The sequence below is a fragment of the Salipiger bermudensis genome, from assembly GCF_017309175.1.
Classification (GTDB): domain Bacteria; phylum Pseudomonadota; class Alphaproteobacteria; order Rhodobacterales; family Rhodobacteraceae; genus Salipiger; species Salipiger bermudensis.
In genome coordinates, this window is the sequence record NZ_JAEKJV010000016.1 from 1 (window position 1) to 25,552 (window position 25,552).

Sequence of the window (25,552 nt, forward strand, 5' to 3'; positions counted from 1 at the left end):
CGCGGTTCAACTCGCGCTCGCTCATCATCACCCATCCCATGCCCATTCTCCCTCAGTCTATGAACGGAGAGTGACATTCCTGAATTGTTCATGGGTGACATTTTAGCTTTGCGGCTACACATTCACAAATCTGAGAATCTTGATTATGTTCACTTTAGTCGTGGCGCGACGCGGCGGCGCTGAAACAAGTCAAATGCTCCGAGCTTGCCGGGACGTCGAGAAGACCACGGACTATGTTCGCGCTAGAGCTCCCGCTGCACCGGGCGTCAGCGGGTCGCGAGCCAGTCCTGTCGCAACGCCTTGCGGCGGATCTTGCCGAAGCCGTCGCGCGGCAGCGTCTCGCAGAGCTTCACCTGCTTGGGGATCTCCTGCGGGCTCAGATGGCTGGTGCAGAAATCGTGCAGCGCGCGCTCGTCCGGTCCTGAGGTGCCCTTCGGCACGACGCAGGCCACCACTCGCTGGCCCCACTCCCGGTCATCAATGCCGAACACCACCGCGTCGCCGATCTCGGGATGTTGCAGCAGCACCGCCTCGACGGTCTCAGGGTGTACCTTCACGCCGCCGGTGTTGATCACGTCGTCGCGCCGCCCGCCGAGATAGAGGAAGCCGTCCGCGTCCAGCCAGCCGACGTCGCCGATGCTCTGGAAGCCGTCGGCGTCGCGCTCGGGCTGCGGTGCGTCGGGGCCGGTGTAGTGGCTGCGCCCGCCCAGATCTGCAGGGCGCATGAAGATCTCGCCGGTCTCGCCCTCGGGCAGCAGCGTGCCATCGGGGCCGTAGATGCGGATCTCGGTCTCGAAGCCGCGCCCGACCGAGCCGCGATGCTCGAGCCATTCGGCGCCGGTGATGGTGGTCTGGCCGGTGTTCTCGCCCGAGCCGTACATCTCGGTGACGCGCTCGGGGCCGAGCACGTCGATCCATGCCTGTTTCAGCCAGCCGGCGCAGGGCGCGCCGGTGTGGTAGAGCGCGTGCAGGCTCGAAAGCGACGCGCCGCTTTCCTCGAGATGGTCGATCATCCGCACCATCATCGTCGGCACCAGCATGGCGAAGCCGATCTCGAAACGGTCGATGGCCTGCAGCGCGCGCACCGCGTCGAAGCGCTCCATCAGCACCAATCGGTTGCCCTCAAAGAGCCCGTTCTGCGCCCAGGTGAAGGGCGCGTTGTGCGACATCGCCCCGCAGACCAGCTGGACCTGGTCGCAGCGGAAACCGAGGCGCGGCGCCACGCGGCCCCAACTGGAGCCGGGCACGCGGGTAAACGGGCGCTCGTCGCACATCATCTTGGGCAGGCCGGTGGAGCCGCCCGAGAGCACGATCTTGCCCGGCGTCGGGATGCGGTCCTCGACCGTGGTCTCGGGCAGCGCAAGGGCCTCGGCTTCGAAGGCCTCGAGCGTCACGTCGCCGGTGCCCTCGCGCTGAGCGATGATCAACGCCGCGCCGCTGCGGGCCTTCATGGCCCGCGCGGTCTCGGGCAGGATGCCGGGGTCGAGCACCATGGTTGTGGCGCCGCAGCGCCAGATGGCGAGGGCCAGCGCCAGATGCGCCGGGATATTGCCGAGGGCGAAGGCGACCACGTCGCCCTGCCCCACGCCGCGCGCCTCGAGCGCGCGCGCAAAGCGGTCGGTCAGGACGTCGAGCGCCTGCCAGCTCAGCGACTGCTCCTCGCCTTTTGCCGGCAGAAAGCGCACGGCCTCGGCGCTGCCGCGCTCGGCGGCGAGATGGCGCAGCCTTGCGCCGTAGCTGATCGGTGTCACCGTCATGATCCGTCCTTCACGTCGTCAGACTTCCTCGAAATGGATGTCCTGCGCGCCCTCCCAAAGCACCTTGGGCCCGATTTCCTTCAGCTTGTCGAGGTTCGACGTGAGCGTGATGAAATGGTTGCCCGCGAGCTGGCCCATCTTGGAGGCGAAATGCACGCCGCCATAGGCGAGCAGGATCTCGGTCTCAGAGATGCCGCCGGGATAGAGGATGAACTGGCCCGGTGCCGGAAAGCTGGTGTGGTTCTCGTAATCGACGCCGAAATCGGTCTCGCCGAGCGGGATCCACACGCCCTCGCCGGACCAGCGCACATGCACCACCTTGCTGGTGTAGGGCATTTGGGCGCGGAACGCGGCGACGGTCTTGGGCGCGGCGTCTTCCTCGAAGAGGGCGTCGAACTCGATGCCGGCGATGGTGACTTTGAGCTTGGTCATGGTCTTGTCCTTGAAAGAATTATTCGATGAGCCCGAAGAGCCGCGGCAGGAACAGCGACAGGTCGGGAATGAAGGTCACCGCGAGCAGCATGGCGAAGAGCCCCGCCAGCGGCCAGCCGAGCCGGCGCGACACCTGCAGCACCGAGCGCCCGGCCACGCTCGACGACACGAAGAGCGACACACCGTAGGGTGGGGTCACTGTGCCGATGGCGCAGTTGAGGATGACGAGCAGCGAGAAGTGGATCGGGTCCACGCCCATCTGCGCCGCGATCGGCGACAGCACCGGCACGATGATCAGGATGGCCGCGATGGTCTCGAGGAACATGCCGACGAAGAGGAACAGCACGTTGGCGATGATCAGGAAGATCAGCGTGCTGGTCGAGACGCTGGCGATCCAGTCGCCGAGGATCCGCGGCACGTTGGCATTGGCGATGAGCCAGGAGAACACGCTGGCGGTGCCGATGATCAGCATGACGGCGGCCGACAGCGAGGCGGTCCGCAGGATCAGCCCGGGCAAACGCGAGATCTTGAGGTCGCGATAGACGAAGAGCCCGACGAGCAGCCCGTAGAAGCCCGAGATCGCGGCGGCCTCGGTGGGCGTGAAGACCCCGCCCAAGATGCCGCCGAGGATCAGCACCGGCATGCCGGCGGCGGGCAGCGCCTTCCAGCCGGTGCGGCCCAGGCGCTCGAGGGTGAAGGGTTCGGTCTCGCGGTAGGCGGCACCGCCCTTGCGGGCCTGGAAATAGGCGATGACCATCAGCATGGCGATGCACATCAGCCCGGGCAGCACGCCGGCGATGAACAGCGCCCCGATCGAGACGTTCGAGATCACCGCGAGGATCACCATGGTCAGGCTCGGCGGGATGACCTGCGCGATGGAGCCGGCGCAGGCGATCAGTGCGGCGCCGAAATCCACGTCATAGCCGCGGCGGCGCAGCTGCGGCTGCATGATCGCGGAGATCGCCGCGGTGTCGGCCGAGCCGGAGCCCGAGATCGCCGCAAGCCCGGCGGCGGCGACGCAGCTCACCTGGTAGAGGCTGCCGACGACCCAGCCGATCAGCGCCGAGGCGAAATCGACGATGCGGCGCGAGATGCCGCCCGCGTCCATGATGACACCGGCAAAGACGAAGAACGGGATCGCCATCAGGGTGAAGGAGTTGAGCCCGGCGAAGACGCGCTGGCTGACGATGGCGACGGGCACGTCGGTGGTGGTCACCAGCGCCAGCACCGCCGAGGCACCGAGCACGAAGACCACGGGCACACCGAGGGCCAGAAGGAAGACGAAGGCGGCAGCAATCACCAGCATCAGATCGCCTCCTCGGCATCGGGCTCGGGCGGCGGGAAGGGATTGTCCCAGCGCTGGATCACCGTGAGCAGCAGTTCGAGCGCCATGTAGCCGGCGCCGAAGGGCAGGCAGATATAGACGTATTTCATCGGCACGCGCAGCGCCGGCGAGCTCTGGAATTCACCCATGCGCAGCAGCGGCAGGCTGCCATAGGCCAGAACCGCGAGGAAGGTCGCGATGACCAGCGCGATGGCCACCAGCGCCACGCGAGCGGCGGGCAGCGGCAGCTTGGCGGGCAGCATGTCGATGGCCACGTGCTGCCCCTTGGCGACGGCGACGCCGGAGCCCAGCAGGACCAGCCAGATCTGGCTGAACGTGGCGATCTCAGAGGCCTGCGCGATGGAATAGTTGAAGACGTATCGCCCCCCGACCTGCACCAGCACCGAGATCATCATCACGCTGAAGAGCAGGATCACCACGCCCGAGACGACGAAGCGCAGGGCAAGGCAGAGGCGTTCGAGAAGGGCGAACATGCGCGGGCTTTCTATGCGAGGTCTTTGCAGAAACCCCGGCCGCGGGTGGGCGCGGCCGGGGGAGTTGGATCGAGTTGGGAGATTACTCGACCGATTTCACGAGCTCGAAGATTTCTTTCTGGGCGTCGGTCTCGAGATACTTTTCCTGCACCGGAGCCGCGGCTTCGCGGAAGGCGGTGGTGTCGGGGCGGGTGATCTTGACGCCGACCTCTTCGAGATCCGCAAAGCGGGCGTTGTCGCTGGCGAGATAGGCCGCGCGCTCGGCCTTGCCGGCCTCGAGGCCCGCCTCGTCAAGCGCGGTCTTCACGTCGTCGGGAAGCGCTTCGTAGGCGGCCTTGCCCATGATCACCGGAGCGACCAGCTCGAGCCAGCCGACCACGGCCCAGTCGGGCGCGACCTCGTAGAACTTCTGCGAGAAGAAGTTGGTGTTGGCGGCTTCGGCACCGTCGACCACGCCGGTTTCGAGCGCACCGTAGAGTTCGGTATAGGCGATCGGGGTGGCGTTGGCGCCGAAGGCGTTGAACGTGTCCACATGGGCCGGGTTCTGCATGGTGCGGATCTTCAGACCCTCGAGATCGGCCAGCGACTCGATCGGCTCCTTGGTCATGATGTGACGGGTGCCGGCCGAGAACACGGCGAGCAGGTGGAAGCCCTGCGCGTCGAGCGCGCCGCCGATGGCGTCGAGCACCTCGGGATCGCTCAGGGCGCGGTCCATCTGCTCGGCATCCTCGAACAGGAAGGGCAGCGAGAACACCGACAGGTCCGGCACGAAGTTCGACAGCGTCGAGTTCGCGGTCACGGCGATGTCGACAGTGCCGATCTGGGTGCCCTGGATGCTCTCCATCTCGTCGCCGAGCGTGGCGTTGTCAAAGACCTCGATGGTGGCCGCGCCGTCGGTCTTCTCTTCGAGGATCTCGGCCATCTTGCGCATGCCGACGCCATAGGGCTCGTCGGCATTTGCGTTGTGGCTGGCCTTGAGGGTGATCTCCTGCGCGAAGGCCGGAGCGGCCACGGCAGTCGCGCCGAGCGCGATGCAGAGGGCGAGGTTGGTGAGTTTCATTGTGATTTTCCCTGTTGGGTTTCTCTCTGATGGGGCGGAAATTGTCCCCCGGCGCTTGCGCCGGGATCAGGCCTCCGCCAGCAGCCCGAGATCTTTCAGAATGGTTTCCAGCTCGGCGCGCTTGGCGTCGGGCAGCGGCAGGCGCGGCGGGCGCGGGTCGCCCATCGGACGGCCGATCATGGTCATCGCGGCCTTGGTGGCCGAAACGTAGAGATCGCCGGCCAGTGCGTTGATCAGCGGCAGGCTCTCTACATACAGGTCGCGCCCCTCGCCGGAGCCGTCGACTGTGCGCTCGAAGGTCTTTGCCGAGAGGCCGGGCGCGATGTTCGACATCACCGAACTGTAGCCCTCGGCGCCGGCAAGATAGCTCTCCCAGGGATAATAGCCTGCAAACACCGTCATGCGGCCCTTGCAGGCCTCGAGCAGCTCGGTCACCCGGTGCACGTTCTTCGACGTGTCCTTGATGTAGGAGATGTTGTCGACTTCCGAGAGACGGCCCACGAGGGCCGCGCTCAGGTCCACGTTGGCGGTGAACGGGTTGTTGTAGAGCATCACCGGGATCGACAGCGCCTCGGCGACACGGGTGAAGTGCACGGTGAGCTCTTCATCGGTGGGCGAGGAGTAGTAGGGCGGCACCAGCATGACGCCGTCGGCGCCGAGCGCCTCGGCCTCGCGGCTGATCTCGACCGCCTCGTCGGTCCACTCTGCGGCGGTGCCGATCAGCACCCGAACGCGGCCGGCGGCTTGGCTGATGACGGTCTCGGCGACGGCGGCGCGCTCGTCGCGGGTCAACGACAGGAACTCGCCGGTGCTGCCCAGAGGGATCAGGCCGTGCACGCCGTCCTCGATCTGCCAGTCGACATAGCCCCGCAGCGCCTGAAGATCGACGCGGCCTTCCGCGTCGAACGGCGTCACGCAGACGGTGTAGCTACCCTTGAAGGTCATTCCGGTCCTTTCCGATCTCGGCAGCGCCGATCCAAATCTGTTGCACTCACGTTTGATCTGATCAGATAATGAGTCAACTCGTCAGCTTCCCGGCGAGCCAATTTCTCCCCTGCCGCCAAGGAGCCGCATCATGCCCTTCATCGAAATCATCGACCGCGACGCAACTCAGGAAATACGGGAGCTTGCGACGAAAGACATGACCGATGGTCTCTGTCAGGCCTTCGACATCAAGCCGGAAATTGTCACCTGCTATTATTTTTCGGCCCCCGACTATTCCTACGGACATGCCGGAAAATATGGCGAAAACGCCGAAAATTTCCGCGTTTTCATAAAAGTCCATGCGTTCCCTCGCCCACAAAATGCAAAAGAAACAGCGGCCCGGGCGATCACCGAGGCCGCGGTCCGTGCCTACGGCGTGACCGCCAAGAACGTGATTGTCTACTTTTTCGACCGCGACCCCTCGGATGCGTTCCATGCCGGGGTGGCCTCGGCTTGACCGCGCCGCACCCGGCTGTGTAGCTGTTGATCAGATAATATCACATCCAACAGATCGGAGATCACTTTGGATCAGTTTTACACCGAAGAGCAGCGCATGGTCCGCGAGACCGCCCGCCGGCTCTCCGACGACGTGGTCGCCCCCGCCGCAGCCGCCATCGACCGTGACGACGTTTTCCCGCGCGCGATCTACGAAGCCCTCGCCGAGCAAGGGCTTTTCGGCGTCGCGCTCCGCGAGGAGGCAGGCGGCGTCGGGCTCGACGCGATGGCCGCCTGCATCGTCATGGAAGAGATCGCGCGCGGCTCGGGCGCGGTCGGCAACGCCTTCGCGATTCCCGTCGAGGCGGCGCTGTTCCTCGATCATCACGGCAGCGACCAGCACAAGGCGCTGATTCCCGGCATCCTCGAGGGCAAGGTGATTCCCGCCACCGCGGTGACCGAGCCCGACCACGGCTCGGACGTGGCGGCGATGACCACCACCGCCCGGCGCGAGGGGGATGAGTATGTCATCAAGGGCACCAAGGCCTGGGTCACCTTCGGGCAGGTCGCCGACGTGATCATGGTCTTCGCCAAGACCGATCCCGAGGCCGGCCATCGCGGCATCTCCTGCATCCTCGTCGAGACCGACCGCGCGGGCGTGTCGCGCGGCAAGTCCGAGGAGCTGCTGGGGATGCACGGCCTTGCCGAATGCATGGTCAGCTTCGATGACGTGCGGGTGCCGGTGGGCAACCTGATCGGGCCCGAACACGGCGCCTTCAAGATGGCGATGGAGAACTTCAACTTCTCGCGCCTGATGATGTCGTCGATGGCACTCGGCATGGCGCAGGCGGCGATGGAAGACGCCATCGCCTATGCCAATGACCGCAAGCAGTTCGGCAAGCCGATCTTCGAGCATCAGGCGGTGCAGTTCATGATCGCCGACATGGCCAAGGACATCTCGGCCGCGCGGCTGCTGATCCACAATGCGGCCAAGCTCTACGATGCCGGCCAGCCGATTGCACTCGAGGCGGCGCAGGCCAAGCTCTTCACCACCGACATGGCGCAGGGGCACATCTCGAACGCGCTGCAGATCCATGGCGGCAACGGCTATTCGCGTGAATTCCGCGTCGAGCGCCTGTTTCGCGACGTGCGCCTGAGCCAGATCTACGAGGGCACCAACCAGATCCAGCGCATGATCATCGCGCGGCAAGTCCAGAAGGCCTACGCATGAACCTGTTCTACGAGGACGTCGAGGTCGGCGCGACCTACACCACGCCGTCGCACGAGATCACGGTGGCGGACATCGCCGATTTCTGCCGCCTGACGCGCGATTTCCATCCGCTGCACACCGATGCGGACTATGCGAAGAAAGCCGGGTTTCCCGGCATCATCGCGCATGGGCTTTACGGGCTGGCATTGATGGAGGGTCTGAAGACCGAGCTGAAGCACTACGAGCAGACCTCGATCGCCTCGCTTGGCTGGAACGACGTGCGTTTCAAGCATGCCATCGTCGCGGGCGATACGGTCTACGTGGAAATGGACTTTACGGCGAAGCGCGAAAGCGGCTCGCGCCCTGCCGGAATTATCACCGAAGCGGTGCGACTGTGCCGCGCCGACGGCACATTGCTGATCGAGGCAGAGCATATCTCCTTGATCCGCAAGGCCCCCTGACGGAAGCTCCCGCCATGCCCACCGATCCCGCCGACGCGCTGACCCTCGATCCCGCCCAGAACTCCGTCGATCAGGCCACGCGCCTGATCCGAGAGGATATTCTTTCGGGACGCATCGCGCCGGGGGATCGGCTCAAGACCGCCGAACTGGCCAAGCAGCTAGGCTTTTCGACGATGCCCCTGCGTGAGGCTTTGCGGAAGCTCGAGGGCGAGGGTCTGGTGGCGATCGAGCCCAACCGCGGCGCCACCGTGCGCAAGCTCGACCGGGCCTACATCACCGATCTCTTCGAGCTGAACACCGAGCTGCGGGTTTTCGCGGTGCGGCGCGGCATGTCCGCGCTGACGCTGGAGCGGATCCGCGAGCTCGAGGCGCTGGCGGCGCAGTACCGCGCGCAGATCGAGGCGCGCGAGGACATTGCCGCCATCGAGACCAACCGCCGCTTCAACGCGCGGCTGGTGGAGTTCGGCGGCAACCGCGAGGCGCTGCGGGTGTTCCAGCGCGGCTGGGACACGATCTTTGCTTTCCGCCGCGGCTTTGGCTACGGCACCGGGCGCCGTCGGGTGATGGCCGAGGAGATGCAGCTTCTGATCGATGCGCTGCGCCGTCAGGACGCGACCAGCGCCGAGGCGATCCTGCGCATGCAGAACGCCGCGATGATGGAAGACCTGGTGTCGCGGATCGCACCGGAGGTGTGAGGGTCCCTTTGATGAAAGGGTGACGCCCGCCCCGCATCACCGGCCCGCGGGCTAACGAAACGGTGACGCCAGCCGCGCCATCGCGGCCCGCGGGATGGCGATCGAACACTTAGAATTCCTCGATTTATCCCAGCCGTGTCCGAAGGACCTCGAAGCTAAGTGCCAAGCTCTACCAAATCGCCAGCCCGGTGGGGCGGGATGGCGATGGCGCGGCGCCTTCGGCTTGTTCCGCGCCGGCAAGTCTCGGAGGCGCTCGCCGAAATCCTCAGCCCCCGAACGCCTGGCTGGTGCCGCGCTCAAGATAGACCCCGGCATCACGGCCCCCAGTCACCTCGCCCTCGGCAAAGATCGTCTTGCCGCGCAGGATGGTGCGCACCGGCCAGCCCTTGACCTCGAGCCCCTCGTAAGGCGTGTAGTCGCAATCGTGGTGCATCAGGCTCTGCGAGATCGTCACCTCGCGCGACGGATCCCAGAGCGTGATGTCGGCGTCCGCGCCCACGGCGATCGTGCCCTTGCGCGGGTAGAGCCCGAAGAGCTTCGCCGGGTTGGTCGCGGTTAGCGCCACGAAGCGCTCGAGGCCGATGCGGCCCTTCGAGACCCCTTCCGAGAACAGGATCGGCATCCGGGTCTCGATGCCGGGAATGCCGTTCGGCACCCAGCGGAACGAGGTGCGCGCGCCCTCCACGTCCTTGCCCTTCGAGTCCTCGAAGCGGAACGGGCAATGATCGGAGGAGAAGATGTCGAAGGTGCCGTCGCGCAGCCCCTCCCAGATCGCCTTCTGGCTGTCGCTGTCGCGCGGCGGCGGCGAGCAGACGTATTTCGCGCCTTCGAAATCCATGTTCAGACCCTTCAGGTCGTCGGCGGTCAGGGCGATGTATTGCGGGCAGGTCTCGGCCCAGACATTCATGCCGCGGCGCTTGGCCCACTGGATCTGCTCCATCGGATCGCGGCCCGAGACGTGCACGATGGTGATCGGCACGTCGGTCAGCTCGGCATGGGAGATCGCCCGGTGCGTGGCCTCGCGCTCGACCGACTGCGGCCGGCTCTCGGCGTGGTAATAGGGCGCGGTCCTGCCGGCCTCTTCCAGCCGCTTGGCCATGTAGCGGATGGCGTCGTAACCCTCGGCATGGACCATGACCATGGCCTTCTCGCGCCGCGCCACATCGAAAACCTCGAGCAGTTCGGCGTCGTTCAGCACCATGTCGTCATAGGTCATGAAGACCTTGAACGAGGTGTAGCCGGCCTTGACCAGCGCCGGCAGCTCCTGCCCAAGCACCTGAGGCGTCGGGTCGGTGATGATCAGGTGAAACGAGGTGTCGACATGGCACTTGCCGTCGGCCGCCTCGTGATAGGCCTGCACCGCCTCGCGCAGCGACTGGCCCTTCTGTTGCAGGGCAAAGGGCATGACGGTGGTGTTGCCGCCGGCTGCGGCCGAGCGTGTGCCGCTCTCGAACCCGTCGGCCATCACCACGCCGCCGCCCTGCGGCTGCTCGAGATGCACATGCGCGTCGATGCCGCCCGGCAGGGCCAGCAGCCCCGCGGCGTCGATCTCCTTCGCCGCCTCGCCCACGTCCTCGGCGATGGTGACGATGCGCCCGTCGCGGATGCCGATCTCGGCCCGGATGCGGTCGGCGGCGGTGACGATTTCGGCGTTTCGAATGGCGAGATCGAGCATGTGTGTCTTGTCCTGCATGTAGTTGGTCGGTCTGCGGCGCCGGGGGAGAACGACGCCGCAGACCGGAGTGGCTCACTCCGAGGTAAGGGCGTCGAACAGCGCCTTCTGACCATCGGTGGTGAGCTGGCTCTCGTAAAGGGGCTGCGAGGCCTCGATGAACGGAGCGGTGTCGGGCTCGGTGATGGTGACGCCCATCTCGGCAAAGCTGTCGAGCAGCGGCTGCTCCTGGTCGACGACATACTGGCGCTGCCAGCTGGCGGCCTCGGCACCGGCTTCCATCAGAGCGGTCTGGATGTCCTCGGGCAGCGCGTCGAAGGCGTCTTTCTTCATCGTCACCGGGGCGGTCATGTTGAGCCAGCCGACCAGCGCGAAGGAGGGTGCGACCTCGTAGAACTTCATGCCGTCATAGCCGGTGGAGGCCCCTTCCGCGCCATCGACCACGCCGGACTGCAGGGCGCCGTAGAGTTCGGAGTAGGACATCGGCGTCGGGTTGGCGCCATAGGCCCGGAACGCCTCGACGTGGATCGGGTTCTGCATGGTGCGGATCTTCATGCCCTCGAGATCGGCAATGTCCTCGACCGGCTCCGAGGTCATCAGGTGGCGGATGCCCGAGGAGAACACGGCCAGAAGCTGGAAGCCTGCGCCGTTGGCGGAGTCTTCCATCATGTCGAAGTTGGCGTCGACCTTCTCGCCCAGCGACGGGATCGAGTGGAACAGGAACGGCAGGTCGAACACCTTGTAGTCGTCGACGTAGTTCGACAGCATCGCGTTCGAGGTCATGCCGATGTCGAGCGAGCCGAGCATCACGCCCTCGACGGTCTGCTGCTCGTCGCCGAGCTGGCCGCCGGCAAAGATCTCGAGCGTGGCGGCGCCGTCGGTCTTGGCCTCGAGCAGATCCTTCATCTTCTGCAGGCCCATGTCCTGCACTTCGCCGGCGGCGTTGGTATGCGCGACCTGAAAGCTGTATTCTTGGGCCGCGACCGGTGCGGCGGCAAGCGCGGCGAGGGTCGCGAGTGTGGTGAGAACTCTGTTGGACATCAGTTTTTTCACTTTCTTCTGGTTGGTTTGGGGAGAAATCCGAATGCCCTAGGTCACAGCAGGACCGAGGGCAGCCAGAGGGAGATCGCCGGCACGAAGGTCACCAGCATCAGCGCCACCAGCATGCAGCCGAGCGGCAGCCAGACCTTGCGCGAGACCTGCTCGATGCGGCGCCCGGCAACGGTCGAGGCGACGTAGAGGCAGATGCCGTAGGGCGGCGTGATAAGCCCGATCGACAGGTTGAGCGCGGTGATCACGCCGAACTGCACCGGGTTGATGCCGTAGCTCTGCGCGATGGGCAGCAGGATCGGTAGCAGGATCAACACCGCCGAGATGCTTTCCATGAACATTCCGACCACGAGCAGCAGCACGTTGACGATGAGCAGAAAGGCGACGGGGTTGCTCGTGACGCCGGTGAGCCAGTCGCGCAGCATGGCGGGGAAGCCCTGCGTCGCGATGATCCATGTGAAGACCGAGGCCGTGGCGACGATGATCAGCACCGTGGCCGAGAGGCTGATGGCGCGCAGGAAGATGCGCGGCAGGTCGCGTACGGTGATCTCGCGGTAGATGAACATGGTGACGATCAGCGTGGTGAAGAGCGCCACGCAGGCCGCCTCGGTGGCGGTGAACACGCCGCCGACGATGCCGCCGAGGATCACCACCGGCACCAGCATGCCGGGCACCGCCTCGAGGAAGCTGCGGCCAAGGCGGCCGAGGGTGAAGGGCTCGCGGTCGCGATAGGCCTCGCCGCCGCGCTTGGCGAAGAGCCAGCAGCCCAGCATCAGGCCGGTCATCACGAGAAGGCCCGGCACGATGCCGCCGAGGAACATGGCGCCGATCGACTGGTTGGCGGTGATGGCGATGACGATCATCACGATCGAGGGCGGGATCACCGAGGCCAGCGAGCCGGAGGCGGCGATCACCGCCGAGGCGAGGTCGATGTCGTAGCCGCGCTTGCGCATCTCCGGTGTCATCACCGCGCTGATCGCGGCCGTGTCGGCCGAGCCCGAACCCGAGATCGCCGCGAGGCCGGTGCCGGTGACGATGGAGACGAGGTAGAGGCTGCCGGTGATCCAGCCCACCAGCGCGCCGGCGAGGTTGACGAAGCGCCGGGCGATGCCGCCGGCCTCCATCAGTAGGCCGGAGGCCACGAAGAACGGGATCGCCATGAGGGTGAAGGAGCTGATGCCGCCATAGACCCGCTGCGCAACGATCGAGATCGGCGCCGTGGTGGTGAACTCGATGGCCACCAGCGCGGCGATGCCGAGCGCCAGGACAATCGGGATGCCCGAGACGAGAAGAAGAAGGAACCCGCTGCCTGCCCAGATCATGCCTTGGCCTCCTCTTTCTCGGAGGCCGCTGCCCGGTCGGGATCGATCACGCGCGGCAGGGTGGTGACGGCAAACTCGATCAGGAAGTAGCCGAAGCCCACCGGCAGCGCCATATAGGGCACCGCCATCGGGATCTGCAGCGCCGGCGACTTGATCATGAAGCCGATGCTCAGCATCGACAGCGAGCCCACGACCACCACGCCGAGGAACCACAGCCCCAGCAGCAGGCCTGCGCCATTGCAGAGCCGCTGCACCGGGAGCGGCGCCTTGCGGATCAGCACGTCGACGCCGACATGCTGGTTGAAGCGCATGGCGATGCCCGCGCCCAGCAGGATCAGCCAGACTTGTGCAAAGGTGGCGGTCTCCTCGCTCCAGGCGATGGAGTAGTTGAAGAAGTAGCGCCCGATGATCTGGGCGAGGATGGCGCAGGACATGTAGGCCAGCAGCAGCAGCGCCGACACGTCGACGATGCGGCGCAAGATGGTCAGGCAGAGCCCGGGGATCCTGAGAAGCGGCGAAGCGGTCAGGGATCCGCTCGTGTCGCTGTTGCTGGTCGTCCGGTCTGGCATGGACGCGCCTCCTTGTTGTCTCGGCGGGGTCGCGGGTAACGGATGTCGTTCCCGTCGTCACCGGCGCCGGTTTCCGAGGAGGTTACCGGCAAGCGCGAAGCAATGAAGGCTGGAGGCTATAAATATCCTTATAGGAAGTATTTATTCCGCCGTTTTTCCGAATATTCCGGAAAAATCTGATCTACCGTGATGCCAACGCAAAAATCTCCAGATCAAAAATAGAGCATATTATGAGCATCAGATCAAATCCCGGGCAGTCTGAAAACGTCTCCAGCGCGGCTTACGGCCTCGCCTTCTGTGTTCTGGGCCGGGCAGAGTCGGTTCTCATGGCGCGCGGCGCGGGATTCGACTTCGTGGTGGCCGACATGGAGCATGGCCCCATCGGACTGGGCGAGCTCGGGCAGATGGCGGCGGTCGGGATCGCGGCGGGTCTTCCGGTATACGGCCGCGTTACAGGGCCGGATTCCGCGGATATTGCGCGGGTCCTCGACTGCGGCGCCACGGGCGTGATCGTCCCCCATGTGGACAGTGCCGCGGATGCACAGCGCATCGCTCAGGCTTGCCGCTTTGGCCCGCGTGGGGCGCGCGCCCTGCCCGGCCCGCTGCCGATGCTGGACTACCGCGTGGTTCCCGCCACCGAACTGGTGGACGGTGCCGAGCGCAACGTGGAGGTGATCGCGATGATCGAAAGTGCCCCTGCTTTGGGCGCAGTTGATCAGATCGCAGCAACTCCCGGCATCGACATGCTGATGATCGGCACCAACGATCTCGCGGACGGCATCGGCCTTCGCGGCCAGATCGACCACCCCGATCTGCGCGCCGCCTTCCAGCGCATCGCGGGCGCGGCGGCGGCCCATGGCTGCGGGTTCGGGGTGATGGGCCTGCCGGAGGCGCTGGTCGAAAGCCACGCGCTGGCGCTCGGGGCGCGCGCGATCGTCGCCACCAACGAAACCAACCTGATTACCGAAGGGGGCGCGGCGCAGCTCGCGCGGCTGAAGGCGAAGGCTACTCGCTGACCGGGCGGCGGCTTTCTTCGCGCACCTCGGCGAGGCGCAGCGCAACCCGCTCGCGAAAGGCCTTGATGAAGCGCTTGGTCTGCCGCGACGGGCTCTTGCTCTTGGGCATCGCGGCGGCAAGCTCGAAACTCATGTCGGCGCTGTAGGGCCGCACGACGAGCCCGGGCCGCATGGCGGTATAGGCCGAAAGCTCGTCCACCAGCGCCACGCCCCAGCCATCGCGCACGATGCGCGCGGCGGCGTTCATGAAGCGGGTCTCGATGGTGGGGCGGTAATCCAGCCCCTTGGCGCGGAAACTGTCGGCCATCATCAGCCCGATCCGGTTGGCCACCTGCGGGCCGACCATCGGGCGCTCGACCAGGTCCTTGGGCGACACCACGTCAAGCTTGGCGACGGGATCGTTCTCGTCGCAGAGCACCACCGCCTGCAGCGTATCGATGAGCTCGTAGGCCATCGCCTGCCGCTCGTAGGGCGAGATCGCGAAGGCCACGTCGGCGACGCCGTTCTCGACCACCTGCAGCACGCTGTCGAGCGGACGGGTCTCGAGCGAGATCTGGATGCGGGGGAACTCGCGGGCGTAATCGGCGATCACCCGGGGCAGCACCGCTTCGCTGAGCTCGGCGGTGGAGGCCACGCGGATGCGGCCGATCTTGCCCATACGCAGGTCGGCGGCGCGCTGGTTGACCGCGTCGCGCAGCAGAAAGAGCGGCTCGGATTCCTCGAGCAGGATCAGGGTCTCCTCGGTCGGAGACAGCCGGTTGCTGATGCGTTCGAACAGGGGAAATCCGAGCACCGTCTCGATATGCCGGATGGTGTTCGAGATCGAGGGCTGGGACATGCCGAGGCGCTCCGCGGCGCCGACGGTCGTGCGAAACTGCACGACGGCGCGGAGAATCTCGAGTTGACGGAGGTTCAGTATGTCTCCGATTGGTTTCCCCTGTCCCAACGCGCGGCTCAGCTTTGTGTCAGGCGGATGCGCGTGAAATTGCGCACCTTGTCGCTGAACGGCCCGAAGCCCTTGATAGCATTGAACTCGGGCGTTTCATAGGCTTCCGGCCCGGTGATCGTGTAGATCGCCACGTGGCGCGGCCCGCCCTCGAGGCATTTCTCGCGCCGTGCATTCAGCCAGCCGGGGCAGGCGAGGATGTCGGGCAGGTGAACGGTCTCGTACCATTCGTCGAAGGCGGCCTCGTCTTCCGGGTCGACATCGACAAAGACGATATGGGTTTGCAGTTGGCTCATGGGATCAGCTCCAGGCAGGGGCGCAGCGCGGTCATCAGGGCGTCGAGCTCATCGCTCTCGATGCGCGGCGTGGGGGCGCGGCAGGCAGGGGTGTCGATGCGGCCGAGCTCCGCGAGGCAGGCCTTGAGGCGCGCGGCGGCCATGTGGCCGGGCGCGGCATAGATCAGGCGGGCAAGGCCGAAGAGCGCGGCGTGGATTTCCTGTGCCGGGGCAATCCGGCCCTCGCGCACATGGGCGTCGAGCGCGGTGATCAGCTCGGGGACGAGCGCCGAGAGGCTGACCGCCGAGCCGTCGCTGCCGATCATGAAGCAGGGGAAGAGATGCTCGTCGCCCGAGGCCATGACGGCCACGTCCGGACGCATCTCGCGGGCAATGCGGCGGGTGACCTCGTAGGACTTGGTCTCCCAGCTGCCTTCCTTGATGCCCGCGACGCTGTCGATCTCGAGCAGGCGGCGCAGCACGTCCGGGGTGTAGGCGAGCTTGAACGAGCCGACGGAGCCCTGGAACAGGTAGACCGGCGCGCCGGTGGCGGCGGCGATGCCCTCGTGATGGGCGACGATGGCGCGCGGGTCGGCCCCGAGCGCCCAGGAAAACGGCGCAAAGACCATCACCGCGTCGGCCCCGGCATCGAGCGCGGCCTGTGCATCGGCGGCAGCGAAGGCGGTGTTCTCGCCGCTCACGGCAGCAAGGATCCGGCGCCCGCCCGCGACGTTGCGGGCGATGCGGACCACCTCGGCCTGCTCGGCGCGCGACATGTGGATGCCCTCGCCCGCATGGCCGTTGAGCAGCAGCCCCGCCTGCCCGGGGTCGGACAGGACGGTTGCAAAATGCCGCTCGAGGCTGGCGCGATCAAGCGCGCCCTCCTCGGTCATCGGGCAGATGGTGGCGGCAAAGAGCCCGCCATTCTCTGCGGCGGACATCACAGCACCTCGGCCGCGATCAGCGCCTGGCGCACGCCCTCGCGGACCTCGTCGGACTGCGGCAGCAGCGGCAGGCGCGGGGCGGCGTTCTTGATCACGCCCATGATCTCGAGCCCGTCCTTCATGCGGGTGTGCATGTCGATCACCGGGGTCGGTCCATAGATCGCCCGAACCACCGGGTAGAGCCGGTCGTTGGCGGCGCGCATCTTGGCGAGGTCCATCTCTTCCGAGGCGTTCCAGAGGTCGGCCAGCAGGCCGGGCACGAGGCTCGCGAGGCCCGACAGGATGCCGTCGCCACCAAGCGCGACCTGCGCGAAGAACCAGTGGAAGTTCGACGGCAGGATGGCGGTGTTGTCGTCGGCGGCCTGAACCGCGCGGCGGTTCTCGTCATAGGCAAGAAGCGTGGCCGAGCCTTCCTTGATCGCCACCACCTCGGGGATCTTGGCGATCTCGGCCAGCACCGGGGTGGCGAGGCCGAAGCCGGAGGCGATCGGGAACTGGAAATGCGACAGCGGCATCTGGAGCTCGCGCGCCAGAAGCTCGTACATCTTCACCGCGGCAGTGGTGTTGGCGTTGCCGCCGCCAAGCGCCTCGGGCGGGAAGATCACCGCCACGTCGGCCCCGGCCTCGCGCACCGCCTCGGCCTGACGCAGTGCGTCGGGGATGCCGGTCGGCACCACGCCCACCAGCAGCGGCTGGTCCTTGGAGATCTGGGCGCGGGTGCGCTTGATCACCTCGAGCTTTTCATCATCGGTAAGCGCGGTGGCTTCGCCTGCGTGGCCGTTGACGAAGACGCAGTCGGTGGTCTCGGGCTTGGCGCAGTGGTCAAGCACGGCGGCATAGCCGTCCCAGTCGATGGCGCCCTGCTCGTCGAAGGGCAGTACGGTGGCGACGGTGATGCCGCGAAGATCCTTGGCCGTGATGGTCATGTCGTCACTCTCTTTCTCGGGAATTTCAGCGTGGCGTCGGCTTTCAGCACTTCGACGCCCTCCTCGTTCTTGGCCGAGGCCTGCCAGTCGACGGTGCGGTTCTCCTCGTCCTTGGACGAGATCCAGATGTCGAAGGTGATGGTGTCGCCGTAGCGCACGGCGCCGGTGAACCAGAAGCTGTCGCGGATCGACACGCCCACGGTGCCCACCAGCTCGGCGGTCAGCACCGAGGTGCAGATACCGGCGACAAGGATGCCCGGGGCGAGGCGCTCGCCGAAGCGGGTGGTCGAGGCATAACCCTCGTCCACGTGCACCGGGCCGAAATCGCCGGTGGCGGCGATATACATCGCGCCATCGGCCTCGGTGATGGTCTTCGAGACGGAGACGCGGTCGCCGACCTCCAGCTCGTCGATATTGCGGATGTCATACATGCTCAGGCCCCCAGCGGCACCATGCGCGCGGTGCCGGTGATCACCTCGTCACCCTCGACCGCGATGCTCAGATCGCAGACGATGGCCTCGGACGACGCCTCGGTGACGGTCGCGGTAGCGGCGATCGAGCTTCCGACCGGGAGCGCGCGGCCGAAGGCGACCGAGAAGTCGCCGATGCGCCACGCCGGGCCAGCGAGGCGACCAAGCGCGGTGGTCAGCAGGCCGGCGGCGGCAAGCTCGAAGACCGACATGTCGGCCAGGCCCGCGTCCTTGGCATGGGCGCGGTCGACATGGGTCTTGGTCATGTTGCCGGTGATGCCGGTGAAGAAGCCCTGCTCGGCCACGGTCATGGTCTTGCGGAAGGTGATGGCGTCGCCCTTGGCGGGAAGATCGGTCATGCGGAAGGCTCCTTGGCTCAGAGGGTCAGGCCGCGCTTGATCACCGAGCGGGCGATCAGCATGCGGTGCACCTCGGAGGTGCCGTCGTAGATACGGGTGACGCGGGCATCGCGGTAGATGCGCTCGAGCGGCAGCTCCTTGGTGAAGCCGTAGCCGCCGAAGACCTGGATGCCGCGGTCGGCGACCCGGCCCAGCATCTCCGAGGCCTGCACCTTGACCATCGACACCTTGTCGCGCGGATCGAGCCCCGCATCGACCTCCCAAGCGGTATTGAGCACCATCATCCGGGTCGCGAAGATCTCCATCGCGCTGTCTGCGATCATCTGCTGCACCATCTGGAAGTCGCCGATCGGTTGGCCGAACTGCTTCCGCGTGGCGGCGTGCTCGCGCATCATGTCGAGCACGCGGCTCGCCATGCCCACGGCGCGGGCGCCGATATGGCCGAGACGGATGCCGCCCACGTTGGCCATCATCACCTTGAAGCCGTTGCCGACCTCGCCCAGCACGTTGCCCTTGGGGATGCGCACGTCGTCGAAGTTCAGCTCCGCATGACCGTAGCCGCGGTGGCCCATCATCGCCTGGTTGCGGGCAACGGTGAAGCCGGGCATGCCCTTGTCGACGATCAGCAGGCTGATGCCGCCACGGGCGCCCTTCTCGGGATCGGTCAGCGCCATGACGATGACGTAATCGGCGATGTCGCCATCCGAGATGAAGTGCTTGGTGCCGTTCAGCACCCACTCATCGCCATCGAGATAGGCGTTGGTCTTGATCGCAGCCGCGTCCGAACCGGCGCCCGGCTCGGTGATCGCCATGGCGCAGATCTTGTCGCCCTTGACGGTGGGGTAGAGATACTTGTCGCGCAGCTCGCCCTCGAACTGTTCGAGCATCGGGTAGACCTGCCCGAAGACACGCCGGATCAGCGCGTCCGAGGTCTGGCCGAGCTGCTCCTCGACGAGGCACATGTCGAGTACGCCGAGACCGGCACCGCCGACCTCTTCGGACATGTTCATGGCGTAAAAGCCCAGCTCCTGCGCCTCGGCTTTCACCGCCGCCAGCTTCTCGGGCGGGATCTTGGCGGCCTCTTCGGTTTCCTGCTCGAGCGGTTGCACCTTCTCGCGTACGAAGCGGCCGACCGCGTCGGTGACCATCTTCATCTCTTCGGAGATCGTGAAATCCATCTTGTCTGCTCCTGTTGGTCTCTTGGCGCGGGCTCAGCCGCGCATCTTGTCCGATTGCACGATCACGCCCTCGGCGATCAGCCGGTCGATCTCGTCCGCCGAGAGGCCCGCCTCGGCCAGCACCTCGCGGCTCTGGCCGCCAAGCGCCGGCGGCGCGAGGCGCACCGGGGGGGTCTCGCCGTCGTAGCGGACAGGGTGCGAGAGCATGACCAGCGGCGTGCCGCCAGCGCTCGGGGTTTCGGTGAAGGCCGCGAGGTGGTCGACCTGCGGGTTGCTCTTGAGCCCGTCGTAATCTTGCACGACCTCGTGCCAGACGCCGGCCTCGGTGAGCTTGGCGACCGCCTCGTCAAGACTGAGCCGGGCCATGCCCTCGGCCACCATCCGCGAGATCTCGCCGCGCTTGGAGAAGCCCTCGTCGGCCGAGAGCTCGGCCAGCGCCGGCAGCTCCAGCGCGCCCGCCAGCTGCGGCGGCGTCGACATCGAGATCATCACGTGGCCATCCTTGGCGGCGTAGATGCCGTAGGGGGCCGGGCTGAACCAGTTGGCCATGCCATCCTCGCCCCGCGGGCCGGCGCGGTCGGCGCCGTTCATCCACGCGGTGATCGACTCGCCCTGCAGGTCCATCGCCGCCTGCAGCATGTTGACGTCGACCCGGCGGGCTTTGCCGGTGCGCTCGCGCTCGAACAGCGCCGCAATGATGCCAGCCACGGTGAGCGCCGCGGCATGATGGTCGATCGGCACCGAGCCCACGGCGACCGGGCCGCTCTCCATGCTGCCGGTATGGGCGGCAAGGCCGGTCATCGCCTGCAGCAGAACGTCCTGCCCCGGGCGCTTGGCATAGGGGCCGTCGACGCCGTACCCAGTGGTGGTGGCGTAGATGATGCGTGGGTTCACCTTGCGCATCTCGGCCTCCGACAGGCCCAGCTTGTCGAGCGTGCCGGGGCGGAAGTTCTCCATCACCACGTCTGCGGTCTCGATCAGGCGCTTCACAGTGGCGATGCCCTCGGGCGACTTCAGGTCGACCGCGATCGAGCGCTTGTTGCGCCCGGTGGTGATGTGGTTGACCGAGGTGTCGTCGACGAAGCGGTTGGCCACCGCCCAGTTGCGCTGGAACGCGCCGCCCAGCGGCTCGACGGTGATCACGTCTGCGCCGATATCGCCCAGATGCTGCGCCGCGGCAGGGCCGGACAGGAAGTGGTTGAAGCTCAGTACTCGGATTCCGTCAAGCGCGCCCATCGTGGTTCCTCTCGTGTTGCGAGACAGAGCCTAAGGCAGACGCGGCGAGCCGGGAATATATCCAGCTATGATAATGCCGGGGTGGAAAATTGACCTATCGAATAGTCTTCAGGGCCTGAAGAGACGCGGCGCCGGCGCCTCGAAGGTCATCCGCCCCGCCTTCATGCCCCAGAGCGGGCGGCCGATCTCGGAGACGGTGGCGGCCCGGCTGGGAGCGGGCAGCAGGACCAGATCCGCAGGCCCTCCGACCGCGATCCGGCTGTCATGGCCCAGCAGGCGAAACGGATCCTCGCTGATCATCGCGAAGCAGGCGGCGAGGTCTTCGGGGCGGCCAAGCTGGGCGACATTGGCGAAAAGATTGGCCATGCGCGGCAGCGAGCAGTCGCCATAGGGCGTGAAGGGATTCAGCACGTTGTTCGTCGCCACGGTGCAGCGCACCCCCGCCGCGTGAAAGACATGTGCCGGGGCGACACCGCGCGGCACCGCGTGGTCATGGTCGCGCCCGGTGATGAACAGGTCGGTCGCCGGCAGCACGGTCAGCGCAATGCCGGCATCGCGCAGCAGGGCTACGCTTTCGGCAAGCCGCTCCGGCGGCAGCATCGAAAGCTTGGTGACGTGCCCGATGGCGACGCGGCCCTGCATGTCGTGGGCAATGGTCTGGCGCGCGACCTCGTCGAGGTGTCGCCAGCTCGTGTCGAGGTCGAAGTCGAGATGAAAATCGAGATCCACGTCGAACGCCCGCGCCATGCCGAAGATCCGCGCAATCTGACCCTCTGGGTCGCTGTCGGTATAGGGGCAACCGCCGAGCAGGTCAGCGCCCTGCTCCAGCGCCGCGCGCAACAGCTCTTCGGTGCCGGGGTAGTTCAGCAGGCCTTCCTGAGGGAATACGCAGATCTGCAGGTCGAGCGCCCAAGCGTAATCGGCCTTGAGCCGTCGCACGGCCTCGAACCCGGCCAGACCGATCACGGGATCGATCTCGACCTGCGTGCGGATCAGGGTGGTGCCCTGCCCAATGGCCTTGTCGAGCACCTGCGCGCCTCGGGCATAGACATCCTCGGTGGTGAAGTCGCGCTTGGCGGTGGTCACCGCCTCGAGCGCGCCCCGGAGGTCGCCCGAGCGGTTCTGCGCCCGCTCGAGGATGCAGGCCTTGTCGAGATGCAGGTGACTGTCGGCAAAGCCCCGGATCAGCAACCCGCCGACCGCGTCGCGTTCGGGCGCATCGCTGGCGATGGTGGGCGCGATCTCGGCAATGCGCCCGTCCTTCACGCCCAGGTCGACCGGTGCAGCGCCGTCTTCGAGCCGCGCGCGGCGGATCACCAGATCGAGGCTCATCGCGGCACTGCCCCTGCCACCGTGGTCCATGTAAGTTGCCGCATTGTCTGACCTCATCTGCGTCGGCTGGTGTCCCGCCGGATTACGTGGCTGCCGCGTGGCGCCTGTCAAAACCCCTGCCGGGACATCGCGCGCATTTGCACCGAACCGGAGGCGCATCGCTCGCCTTGCCGGCAGTCCCTGCAATTGCTGTAGGAAATCGCGCCCCGAAGGTCTAGCACGGGCGGGACAACACACCTGCCGCACTCGCCGAGGAGCCCCCATGTCCACGACCCTGTCCATCGATCCCGAAACCCTCGGCCCCGAAGCGCGTATCGTGCACGACTATCTCGAGGCCTCGATGGTGCCCGACCCCGAGCGCGCCGCGACCTACATGGCGGATGACGTGGTCATCACCTTTACCGGCGGGCGGGTCTATCATCACCCCTCGGGCCCGGCCGGGTTCAACGCCATGCGCTACGCCTGGGTGAAGAAGGACATGCGTCAGTTCGACGTGGCTCAGGGCGCCGAGGGCACGGTGGTCTATTCCACCGGCTACCTCTACGGCGAATGGCATGATGGCACGGCGTTCGAGGGCAACCGCTATGTCGATCGCTTCGTGGTCGAGAACGGCAAGATCGTGAAGATGGATGTCTGGAACGACAGCGCCGAGCGCATCCTCTCCGCACGCGGCATCGAGGCCTGACGCTCGCGGGACGCGGCTCCGAACCGCATCCCGAAAAGCTCAGAGCTTGATGTCGTTGAGACGCTGGTCGCCCGGCAGCTTGGAGCGCTCGAGGATGATCTGCGAGATCGCCCGCGCCCGCACCGGCGTCAGGGCCGCCATGATCGGGGCGGCGTCACGCTCGTTCATTGTGCCGAGCACCATGACCGAGACCTCGATGTCGAGATCGTTCATGATCGCCGCGGCGTCCTTGGGCTTCATGTTGCGATAGAGCGCCACGAGCCGGTCGACATCCGACGTATGCGCCGCCTTCACCTTGTCGAGCAGCGCCTCGAGCTCGGTCTTGAGGTCCGCGAGCCGCTGCTGCTCGACCTCGAGCGTTTCCGCGGTCAGATCGAGCTCTGCCTCGCGCTTGGCATGCTGCTCTTTCTGTGCTTCGAGCAGTTCGCGCTCCTGCTGGATCGAGGCGAGCAGCTCTTCCGGCGCCTCGCAGACCTTCGGCTCGGGCGTCGCCGCCGGGCTGTCGGCATCGGTGGCGGCAGCGGAGGCGGCGCTCACGAAGGGCGTATTGTCGTCGGCGCCGGCGCTGGAAAAGCCGGGCTCATCCATCAGCGTGACGCCGATCTTGGCCACGACCGCAAGGGCGAGGCCGGCGAGAACGAAGGTGATCGGACGCATTCGGGATCAGGCCTCGCGCTGCCGGACGGTTTCGAAGAAGCCGCGCACCAGTTCGGACTTGCCCGAGGCCTTGGTGGCGCCGGCCGGGCGCGTCGGGCGCTCGCGGGAGGTGCGGAAGGACGGCTCGGCGCGCGTCATCTCCGGCTCACGCTCACGCTGGGGCCGCGGCTTGGGCTCGGCCTGCTGGCCCAGCGAGCGCAGCACCGACACGGTGCTTTCGCTCCGATCCACGGCCTCGGAAAAATTGCCGATCATCGGCTCCATTTCGCGCAGGACCCGCATCAGGCTGCGAACACGCCGATCCACCACCCAAGCATAGGTCAAGGTACCCACAAGCAACACAAGAATTGCGATATCAATCACGAAGGTCATCGGGGGAGTCCTTTTCTTCGTAGAGCTTTTCGGAGAGTTTCAGCGCGATCCGCCCATTCTTGCGGTGGCCGACCTCGGCGCGGGCAATCTCCTTGCCGGCGCAGCACAGCGTCACCGGATCGTCGACCTGGATGCCAAGGTCGAGCACCTGTCCGGGCGCCCAGGCCAGCACGTCGCGCATCGGCAGCACCGCCTGCCCCATCACCGCCGACATCGGCACGTTGGTGCTTCCGAGCATGTCGGTCATCTTGAGCCGCCAGCCGCTGTCACCGCCGAGCTGTCCGCCGGTGAATTGCTGCGACAGGATGTGGCTCACCTTCTCGAACGCGGTGTTGGGAAGCACAAAGACCATCTCGCCGATCCGACCTTCGATGTCGATTGTCAGCCGGGCGCGCACGCAGGCGCTGGTCGGCGGTGCAAGAAGCAGCGCCTTGGGGTTGGTCTCGAGATGGCTGATGTCGAAATTCACCGGCGTGACCTTGGCGAAGGCGTTCGACAGTTCGGTCAGTACCGTCTCGGTGAAATTCTGACCGATGCGCTTCTCGATGCTGGTGAAGTTGCGGGTCTTCTTCTCGCCGGTGGCGACGGTCCGCCCGCCGAAGGTGATCTCGATGATGCCGAACAGCAGCTCCGGCGTCATGATCGCAGCGATGGTGCCGCCCCACTCCTCGGCCGTGGTGACCGAGATCAGCGAGGGGTCGGGCTGATCCTTGAGCGCATCCTGACAGCTGAGATAGTCGATGCCGCCGAGGCTGACTTCGGCCATGGCGCCGAGATAGCTCTTCAGCGTCTGCGCCAGAGACAGCGAGAAGCGGTCGAACACCACCTCGAGCATCGGCAGCCGGGCGTAGGAAAGCTTGGCGCGCTCGACGATCAGCTCCTCGACGGCGCGGGTGTCGGGGGTGAGGGTGCGTGCGGTGCTCATTGTACGATCAGGTCCGCGATGAGGAACTCCTGCGGCGCGTCGCTGTCCGAAATGGCGCGGGCACGGCGCAGAAGCTCGGACTTGAGCCGCACCAGCCCGATCGAACCCTGCAGGTCGTTCTCGTTGAGCTGCCGAAGGTATTCCTGGAAGCTGTCGCGCAGGAAGAGCTTGCGGCTCTCGATATTCTCGGCGCCTGAGACCCGGTTGTCATAGGCCAGCGCCAGGTTGAGCTTGAGAAAGCGCGTGGTCTGGCGCCCGGTGGCGGTGGTCGCGGTGATGTTGACGATGATCTCCTGGAACGGTGTCACAACGATATGCTCGCCCGGCAGCCCCGCCGGGGTCGCGGGAGCAGCGCCGTGCCCGTCCCCGGCCGCGTGATCCTCGGCGGCATCCTCGCCAGAGGCGGCTGCCTCGTCCTCGGGATCGTCCGCCAGCCCCACGAGCTCCATGGCGCCCTGCGGTCCGACCGACGCCACGAAGCCGCCCGCGAGGGCCACGACGCACAGCAACAGCAGCGCAACGATGCGCAGCAGCGTCTTCTTTTTCGGCGTCTCAGCGTCCTGGGATGTCCCGGTTGAGTCGGCCATCGCCCCTGTTCTTCGAAGTTGTTCTAATCTTGCACCACAATGCGCAGAATGACGGTTTAAAGCAAGTATAAAAGGTGAGCTAGTTCTTGCCGGTCAAGAATAATTATGGTTATCCTTGGGCAAGACTGGGGAATAGGCAGAACTTCGCGTGCAGGGCATTCTAGACAATCTGAAATCGT

The 25,552-nt window shown here is 66.1% G+C and carries 29 protein-coding genes; 6 read left to right on the plus strand and 23 right to left on the minus strand.

All coding sequences use genetic code 11. From position 1 onward, the window contains the following. Positions 1-266 precede the first annotated feature (266 nt). The 6 genes from JF542_RS18575 to JF542_RS18600 all read right to left on the minus strand — a co-directional run bounded on the left by JF542_RS18575 (position 267) and on the right by JF542_RS18600 (position 6,012). Complete coding sequence (locus tag JF542_RS18575; RefSeq protein ID WP_207076941.1) at positions 267-1,757, minus strand: AMP-binding protein; 1,491 nt, start codon at positions 1,755-1,757, stop codon at positions 267-269. Positions 1,758-1,775: 18 nt separating this feature from the next. Further along, positions 1,776-2,189, minus strand: a complete 414-nt coding sequence (locus tag JF542_RS18580; protein ID WP_207076942.1) for a DUF3830 family protein — start codon at positions 2,187-2,189, stop codon at positions 1,776-1,778. A gap of 19 nt (positions 2,190-2,208) precedes the next feature. After that, a complete protein-coding gene (locus JF542_RS18585) occupies positions 2,209-3,495 on the minus strand; it encodes a TRAP transporter large permease (RefSeq protein ID WP_207076943.1) in 1,287 nt (428 codons plus the stop codon). Continuing rightward, positions 3,495-4,007, minus strand: coding sequence for a TRAP transporter small permease (locus JF542_RS18590; RefSeq protein WP_007804041.1), 513 nt, complete (start codon positions 4,005-4,007; stop codon positions 3,495-3,497). Before JF542_RS18590 ends, JF542_RS18585 begins: the two co-directional genes overlap by 1 nt. Before the next feature lie 82 nt (positions 4,008-4,089). Then, the gene (locus tag JF542_RS18595) at positions 4,090-5,067 is read right to left on the minus strand and encodes a TRAP transporter substrate-binding protein (protein ID WP_207076944.1); all 978 of its coding nucleotides are present in this window, start codon (positions 5,065-5,067) and stop codon (positions 4,090-4,092) included. 66 nt (positions 5,068-5,133) lie between these two features. Beyond that, positions 5,134-6,012: a dihydrodipicolinate synthase family protein gene (locus JF542_RS18600; protein WP_207076945.1), complete on the minus strand. Its 879-nt coding sequence runs from the start codon at positions 6,010-6,012 to the stop codon at positions 5,134-5,136. A 130-nt stretch (positions 6,013-6,142) separates the two neighbouring features. Here JF542_RS18600 and JF542_RS18605 point away from each other — a divergent pair, with 130 nt between their 5' ends. The 4 genes from JF542_RS18605 (at position 6,143) to JF542_RS18620 (ending at position 8,852) form a co-directional block, all read left to right on the plus strand. Next, positions 6,143-6,508: a tautomerase family protein gene (locus JF542_RS18605; RefSeq protein WP_207076946.1), complete on the plus strand. Its 366-nt coding sequence runs from the start codon at positions 6,143-6,145 to the stop codon at positions 6,506-6,508. Between the two features lie 66 nt (positions 6,509-6,574). After that, positions 6,575-7,717: an acyl-CoA dehydrogenase family protein gene (locus JF542_RS18610; protein WP_007804034.1), complete on the plus strand. Its 1,143-nt coding sequence runs from the start codon at positions 6,575-6,577 to the stop codon at positions 7,715-7,717. Further along, positions 7,714-8,157, plus strand: coding sequence for a MaoC family dehydratase (locus tag JF542_RS18615; protein WP_207076947.1), 444 nt, complete (start codon positions 7,714-7,716; stop codon positions 8,155-8,157). The genes JF542_RS18610 and JF542_RS18615 overlap by 4 nt, the downstream gene beginning before the upstream one ends. A gap of 14 nt (positions 8,158-8,171) precedes the next feature. Further along, positions 8,172-8,852, plus strand: coding sequence for a GntR family transcriptional regulator (locus JF542_RS18620; protein ID WP_207076948.1), 681 nt, complete (start codon positions 8,172-8,174; stop codon positions 8,850-8,852). Positions 8,853-9,117: 265 nt separating this feature from the next. On the opposite strand, the gene hydA is transcribed toward JF542_RS18620, so the two are convergent. The 4 genes from hydA to JF542_RS18640 all read right to left on the minus strand — a co-directional run bounded on the left by hydA (position 9,118) and on the right by JF542_RS18640 (position 13,465). Further along, the gene (hydA, locus tag JF542_RS18625) at positions 9,118-10,527 is read right to left on the minus strand and encodes a dihydropyrimidinase (protein ID WP_207077025.1); all 1,410 of its coding nucleotides are present in this window, start codon (positions 10,525-10,527) and stop codon (positions 9,118-9,120) included. A gap of 72 nt (positions 10,528-10,599) precedes the next feature. Continuing rightward, the gene (locus JF542_RS18630) at positions 10,600-11,565 is read right to left on the minus strand and encodes a TRAP transporter substrate-binding protein (protein ID WP_207076949.1); all 966 of its coding nucleotides are present in this window, start codon (positions 11,563-11,565) and stop codon (positions 10,600-10,602) included. A gap of 53 nt (positions 11,566-11,618) precedes the next feature. Then, positions 11,619-12,896 carry a TRAP transporter large permease gene (locus JF542_RS18635; RefSeq protein ID WP_007804024.1) on the minus strand — a complete coding sequence of 426 codons (1,278 nt, stop codon included), beginning with the start codon at positions 12,894-12,896 and terminating at the stop codon, positions 11,619-11,621. Further along, positions 12,893-13,465 (minus strand): TRAP transporter small permease, encoded by a 573-nt coding sequence (locus JF542_RS18640; protein WP_207076950.1) that lies wholly within the window; start codon positions 13,463-13,465, stop codon positions 12,893-12,895. Before JF542_RS18640 ends, JF542_RS18635 begins: the two co-directional genes overlap by 4 nt. A 230-nt stretch (positions 13,466-13,695) precedes the next feature. Between JF542_RS18640 and JF542_RS18645 the strand changes: the two genes are divergently transcribed. After that, the gene (locus JF542_RS18645) at positions 13,696-14,481 is read left to right on the plus strand and encodes an HpcH/HpaI aldolase family protein (protein WP_242533833.1); all 786 of its coding nucleotides are present in this window, start codon (positions 13,696-13,698) and stop codon (positions 14,479-14,481) included. Here JF542_RS18645 and JF542_RS18650 read toward each other — a convergent pair. The 9 genes from JF542_RS18650 to JF542_RS18690 all read right to left on the minus strand — a co-directional run bounded on the left by JF542_RS18650 (position 14,471) and on the right by JF542_RS18690 (position 22,147). Continuing rightward, the gene (locus JF542_RS18650) at positions 14,471-15,427 is read right to left on the minus strand and encodes a LysR family transcriptional regulator (RefSeq protein WP_224888153.1); all 957 of its coding nucleotides are present in this window, start codon (positions 15,425-15,427) and stop codon (positions 14,471-14,473) included. The genes JF542_RS18645 and JF542_RS18650 overlap by 11 nt on opposite strands. Before the next feature lie 8 nt (positions 15,428-15,435). After that, a complete protein-coding gene (locus JF542_RS18655; RefSeq protein ID WP_007804016.1) occupies positions 15,436-15,723 on the minus strand; it encodes an EthD domain-containing protein in 288 nt (95 codons plus the stop codon). Further along, positions 15,720-16,643 carry a dihydrodipicolinate synthase family protein gene (locus JF542_RS18660; RefSeq protein ID WP_207076951.1) on the minus strand — a complete coding sequence of 308 codons (924 nt, stop codon included), beginning with the start codon at positions 16,641-16,643 and terminating at the stop codon, positions 15,720-15,722. Before JF542_RS18660 ends, JF542_RS18655 begins: the two co-directional genes overlap by 4 nt. Further along, positions 16,643-17,572, minus strand: a complete 930-nt coding sequence (locus JF542_RS18665) for a dihydrodipicolinate synthase family protein (RefSeq protein ID WP_207076952.1) — start codon at positions 17,570-17,572, stop codon at positions 16,643-16,645. The genes JF542_RS18660 and JF542_RS18665 overlap by 1 nt, the downstream gene beginning before the upstream one ends. Continuing rightward, positions 17,569-18,003, minus strand: a complete 435-nt coding sequence (locus JF542_RS18670; RefSeq protein ID WP_207076953.1) for a MaoC family dehydratase — start codon at positions 18,001-18,003, stop codon at positions 17,569-17,571. The genes JF542_RS18665 and JF542_RS18670 overlap by 4 nt, the downstream gene beginning before the upstream one ends. A 2-nt stretch (positions 18,004-18,005) precedes the next feature. Beyond that, the gene (locus JF542_RS18675) at positions 18,006-18,401 is read right to left on the minus strand and encodes a hypothetical protein (protein WP_207076954.1); all 396 of its coding nucleotides are present in this window, start codon (positions 18,399-18,401) and stop codon (positions 18,006-18,008) included. Positions 18,402-18,418: 17 nt separating this feature from the next. Continuing rightward, the gene (locus JF542_RS18680; protein ID WP_007804007.1) at positions 18,419-19,579 is read right to left on the minus strand and encodes an acyl-CoA dehydrogenase family protein; all 1,161 of its coding nucleotides are present in this window, start codon (positions 19,577-19,579) and stop codon (positions 18,419-18,421) included. A gap of 33 nt (positions 19,580-19,612) precedes the next feature. Next, on the minus strand, positions 19,613-20,815 hold the full coding sequence (locus JF542_RS18685; protein WP_007804005.1) for a CaiB/BaiF CoA transferase family protein: 1,203 nt from the start codon (positions 20,813-20,815) through the stop codon (positions 19,613-19,615). A gap of 108 nt (positions 20,816-20,923) precedes the next feature. After that, positions 20,924-22,147 (minus strand): amidohydrolase family protein, encoded by a 1,224-nt coding sequence (locus JF542_RS18690; protein ID WP_207076955.1) that lies wholly within the window; start codon positions 22,145-22,147, stop codon positions 20,924-20,926. A gap of 262 nt (positions 22,148-22,409) precedes the next feature. Here JF542_RS18690 and JF542_RS18695 point away from each other — a divergent pair, with 262 nt between their 5' ends. Beyond that, positions 22,410-22,832: a nuclear transport factor 2 family protein gene (locus tag JF542_RS18695; RefSeq protein WP_207076956.1), complete on the plus strand. Its 423-nt coding sequence runs from the start codon at positions 22,410-22,412 to the stop codon at positions 22,830-22,832. Positions 22,833-22,871: 39 nt separating this feature from the next. On the opposite strand, the gene JF542_RS18700 is transcribed toward JF542_RS18695, so the two are convergent. Genes JF542_RS18700 through JF542_RS18715 form a run of 4 tightly spaced genes read right to left on the minus strand, consistent with a single transcriptional unit; the run spans position 22,872 to position 25,373 of the window. Then, positions 22,872-23,489: a MotE family protein gene (locus tag JF542_RS18700; RefSeq protein ID WP_207076957.1), complete on the minus strand. Its 618-nt coding sequence runs from the start codon at positions 23,487-23,489 to the stop codon at positions 22,872-22,874. Between the two features lie 6 nt (positions 23,490-23,495). Next, a complete protein-coding gene (locus JF542_RS18705; protein WP_207076958.1) occupies positions 23,496-23,861 on the minus strand; it encodes a flagellar motor switch protein in 366 nt (121 codons plus the stop codon). Continuing rightward, complete coding sequence (locus JF542_RS18710) at positions 23,845-24,786, minus strand: flagellar motor switch protein FliM (protein WP_007803996.1); 942 nt, start codon at positions 24,784-24,786, stop codon at positions 23,845-23,847. Before JF542_RS18710 ends, JF542_RS18705 begins: the two co-directional genes overlap by 17 nt. Beyond that, entirely contained in the window at positions 24,783-25,373 is a 591-nt protein-coding gene (locus JF542_RS18715) for a flagellar basal body-associated FliL family protein (protein WP_207076959.1), read from the minus strand. Before JF542_RS18715 ends, JF542_RS18710 begins: the two co-directional genes overlap by 4 nt. Between the last annotated feature and the right edge of the window lie 179 nt (positions 25,374-25,552).

What these genes read in the sequence shown, in the direction of transcription:
- JF542_RS18575 (WP_207076941.1), bottom strand. Translation starts at nt 1,757, where the DNA reads ATGACGGTGACACCGATCAGCTACGGCGCAAGGCTGCGCCATCTCGCC.
- JF542_RS18580 (WP_207076942.1), bottom strand. Translation starts at nt 2,189, where the DNA reads ATGACCAAGCTCAAAGTCACCATCGCCGGCATCGAGTTCGACGCCCTC.
- JF542_RS18585 (WP_207076943.1), bottom strand. Translation starts at nt 3,495, where the DNA reads ATGCTGGTGATTGCTGCCGCCTTCGTCTTCCTTCTGGCCCTCGGTGTG.
- JF542_RS18590 (WP_007804041.1), bottom strand. Translation starts at nt 4,007, where the DNA reads ATGTTCGCCCTTCTCGAACGCCTCTGCCTTGCCCTGCGCTTCGTCGTC.
- JF542_RS18595 (WP_207076944.1), bottom strand. Translation starts at nt 5,067, where the DNA reads ATGAAACTCACCAACCTCGCCCTCTGCATCGCGCTCGGCGCGACTGCC.
- JF542_RS18600 (WP_207076945.1), bottom strand. Translation starts at nt 6,012, where the DNA reads ATGACCTTCAAGGGTAGCTACACCGTCTGCGTGACGCCGTTCGACGCG.
- JF542_RS18605 (WP_207076946.1), top strand. Translation starts at nt 6,143, where the DNA reads ATGCCCTTCATCGAAATCATCGACCGCGACGCAACTCAGGAAATACGG.
- JF542_RS18615 (WP_207076947.1), top strand. Translation starts at nt 7,714, where the DNA reads ATGAACCTGTTCTACGAGGACGTCGAGGTCGGCGCGACCTACACCACG.
- JF542_RS18620 (WP_207076948.1), top strand. Translation starts at nt 8,172, where the DNA reads ATGCCCACCGATCCCGCCGACGCGCTGACCCTCGATCCCGCCCAGAAC.
- hydA (WP_207077025.1), bottom strand. Translation starts at nt 10,527, where the DNA reads ATGCTCGATCTCGCCATTCGAAACGCCGAAATCGTCACCGCCGCCGAC.
- JF542_RS18630 (WP_207076949.1), bottom strand. Translation starts at nt 11,565, where the DNA reads ATGTCCAACAGAGTTCTCACCACACTCGCGACCCTCGCCGCGCTTGCC.
- JF542_RS18635 (WP_007804024.1), bottom strand. Translation starts at nt 12,896, where the DNA reads ATGATCTGGGCAGGCAGCGGGTTCCTTCTTCTTCTCGTCTCGGGCATC.
- JF542_RS18640 (WP_207076950.1), bottom strand. Translation starts at nt 13,465, where the DNA reads ATGCCAGACCGGACGACCAGCAACAGCGACACGAGCGGATCCCTGACC.
- JF542_RS18645 (WP_242533833.1), top strand. Translation starts at nt 13,696, where the DNA reads ATGAGCATCAGATCAAATCCCGGGCAGTCTGAAAACGTCTCCAGCGCG.
- JF542_RS18655 (WP_007804016.1), bottom strand. Translation starts at nt 15,723, where the DNA reads ATGAGCCAACTGCAAACCCATATCGTCTTTGTCGATGTCGACCCGGAA.
- JF542_RS18660 (WP_207076951.1), bottom strand. Translation starts at nt 16,643, where the DNA reads ATGTCCGCCGCAGAGAATGGCGGGCTCTTTGCCGCCACCATCTGCCCG.
- JF542_RS18665 (WP_207076952.1), bottom strand. Translation starts at nt 17,572, where the DNA reads ATGACCATCACGGCCAAGGATCTTCGCGGCATCACCGTCGCCACCGTA.
- JF542_RS18670 (WP_207076953.1), bottom strand. Translation starts at nt 18,003, where the DNA reads ATGTATGACATCCGCAATATCGACGAGCTGGAGGTCGGCGACCGCGTC.
- JF542_RS18675 (WP_207076954.1), bottom strand. Translation starts at nt 18,401, where the DNA reads ATGACCGATCTTCCCGCCAAGGGCGACGCCATCACCTTCCGCAAGACC.
- JF542_RS18680 (WP_007804007.1), bottom strand. Translation starts at nt 19,579, where the DNA reads ATGGATTTCACGATCTCCGAAGAGATGAAGATGGTCACCGACGCGGTC.
- JF542_RS18685 (WP_007804005.1), bottom strand. Translation starts at nt 20,815, where the DNA reads ATGGGCGCGCTTGACGGAATCCGAGTACTGAGCTTCAACCACTTCCTG.
- JF542_RS18690 (WP_207076955.1), bottom strand. Translation starts at nt 22,147, where the DNA reads ATGAGCCTCGATCTGGTGATCCGCCGCGCGCGGCTCGAAGACGGCGCT.
- JF542_RS18695 (WP_207076956.1), top strand. Translation starts at nt 22,410, where the DNA reads ATGTCCACGACCCTGTCCATCGATCCCGAAACCCTCGGCCCCGAAGCG.
- JF542_RS18700 (WP_207076957.1), bottom strand. Translation starts at nt 23,489, where the DNA reads ATGCGTCCGATCACCTTCGTTCTCGCCGGCCTCGCCCTTGCGGTCGTG.
- JF542_RS18705 (WP_207076958.1), bottom strand. Translation starts at nt 23,861, where the DNA reads ATGACCTTCGTGATTGATATCGCAATTCTTGTGTTGCTTGTGGGTACC.
- JF542_RS18710 (WP_007803996.1), bottom strand. Translation starts at nt 24,786, where the DNA reads ATGAGCACCGCACGCACCCTCACCCCCGACACCCGCGCCGTCGAGGAG.
- JF542_RS18715 (WP_207076959.1), bottom strand. Translation starts at nt 25,373, where the DNA reads ATGGCCGACTCAACCGGGACATCCCAGGACGCTGAGACGCCGAAAAAG.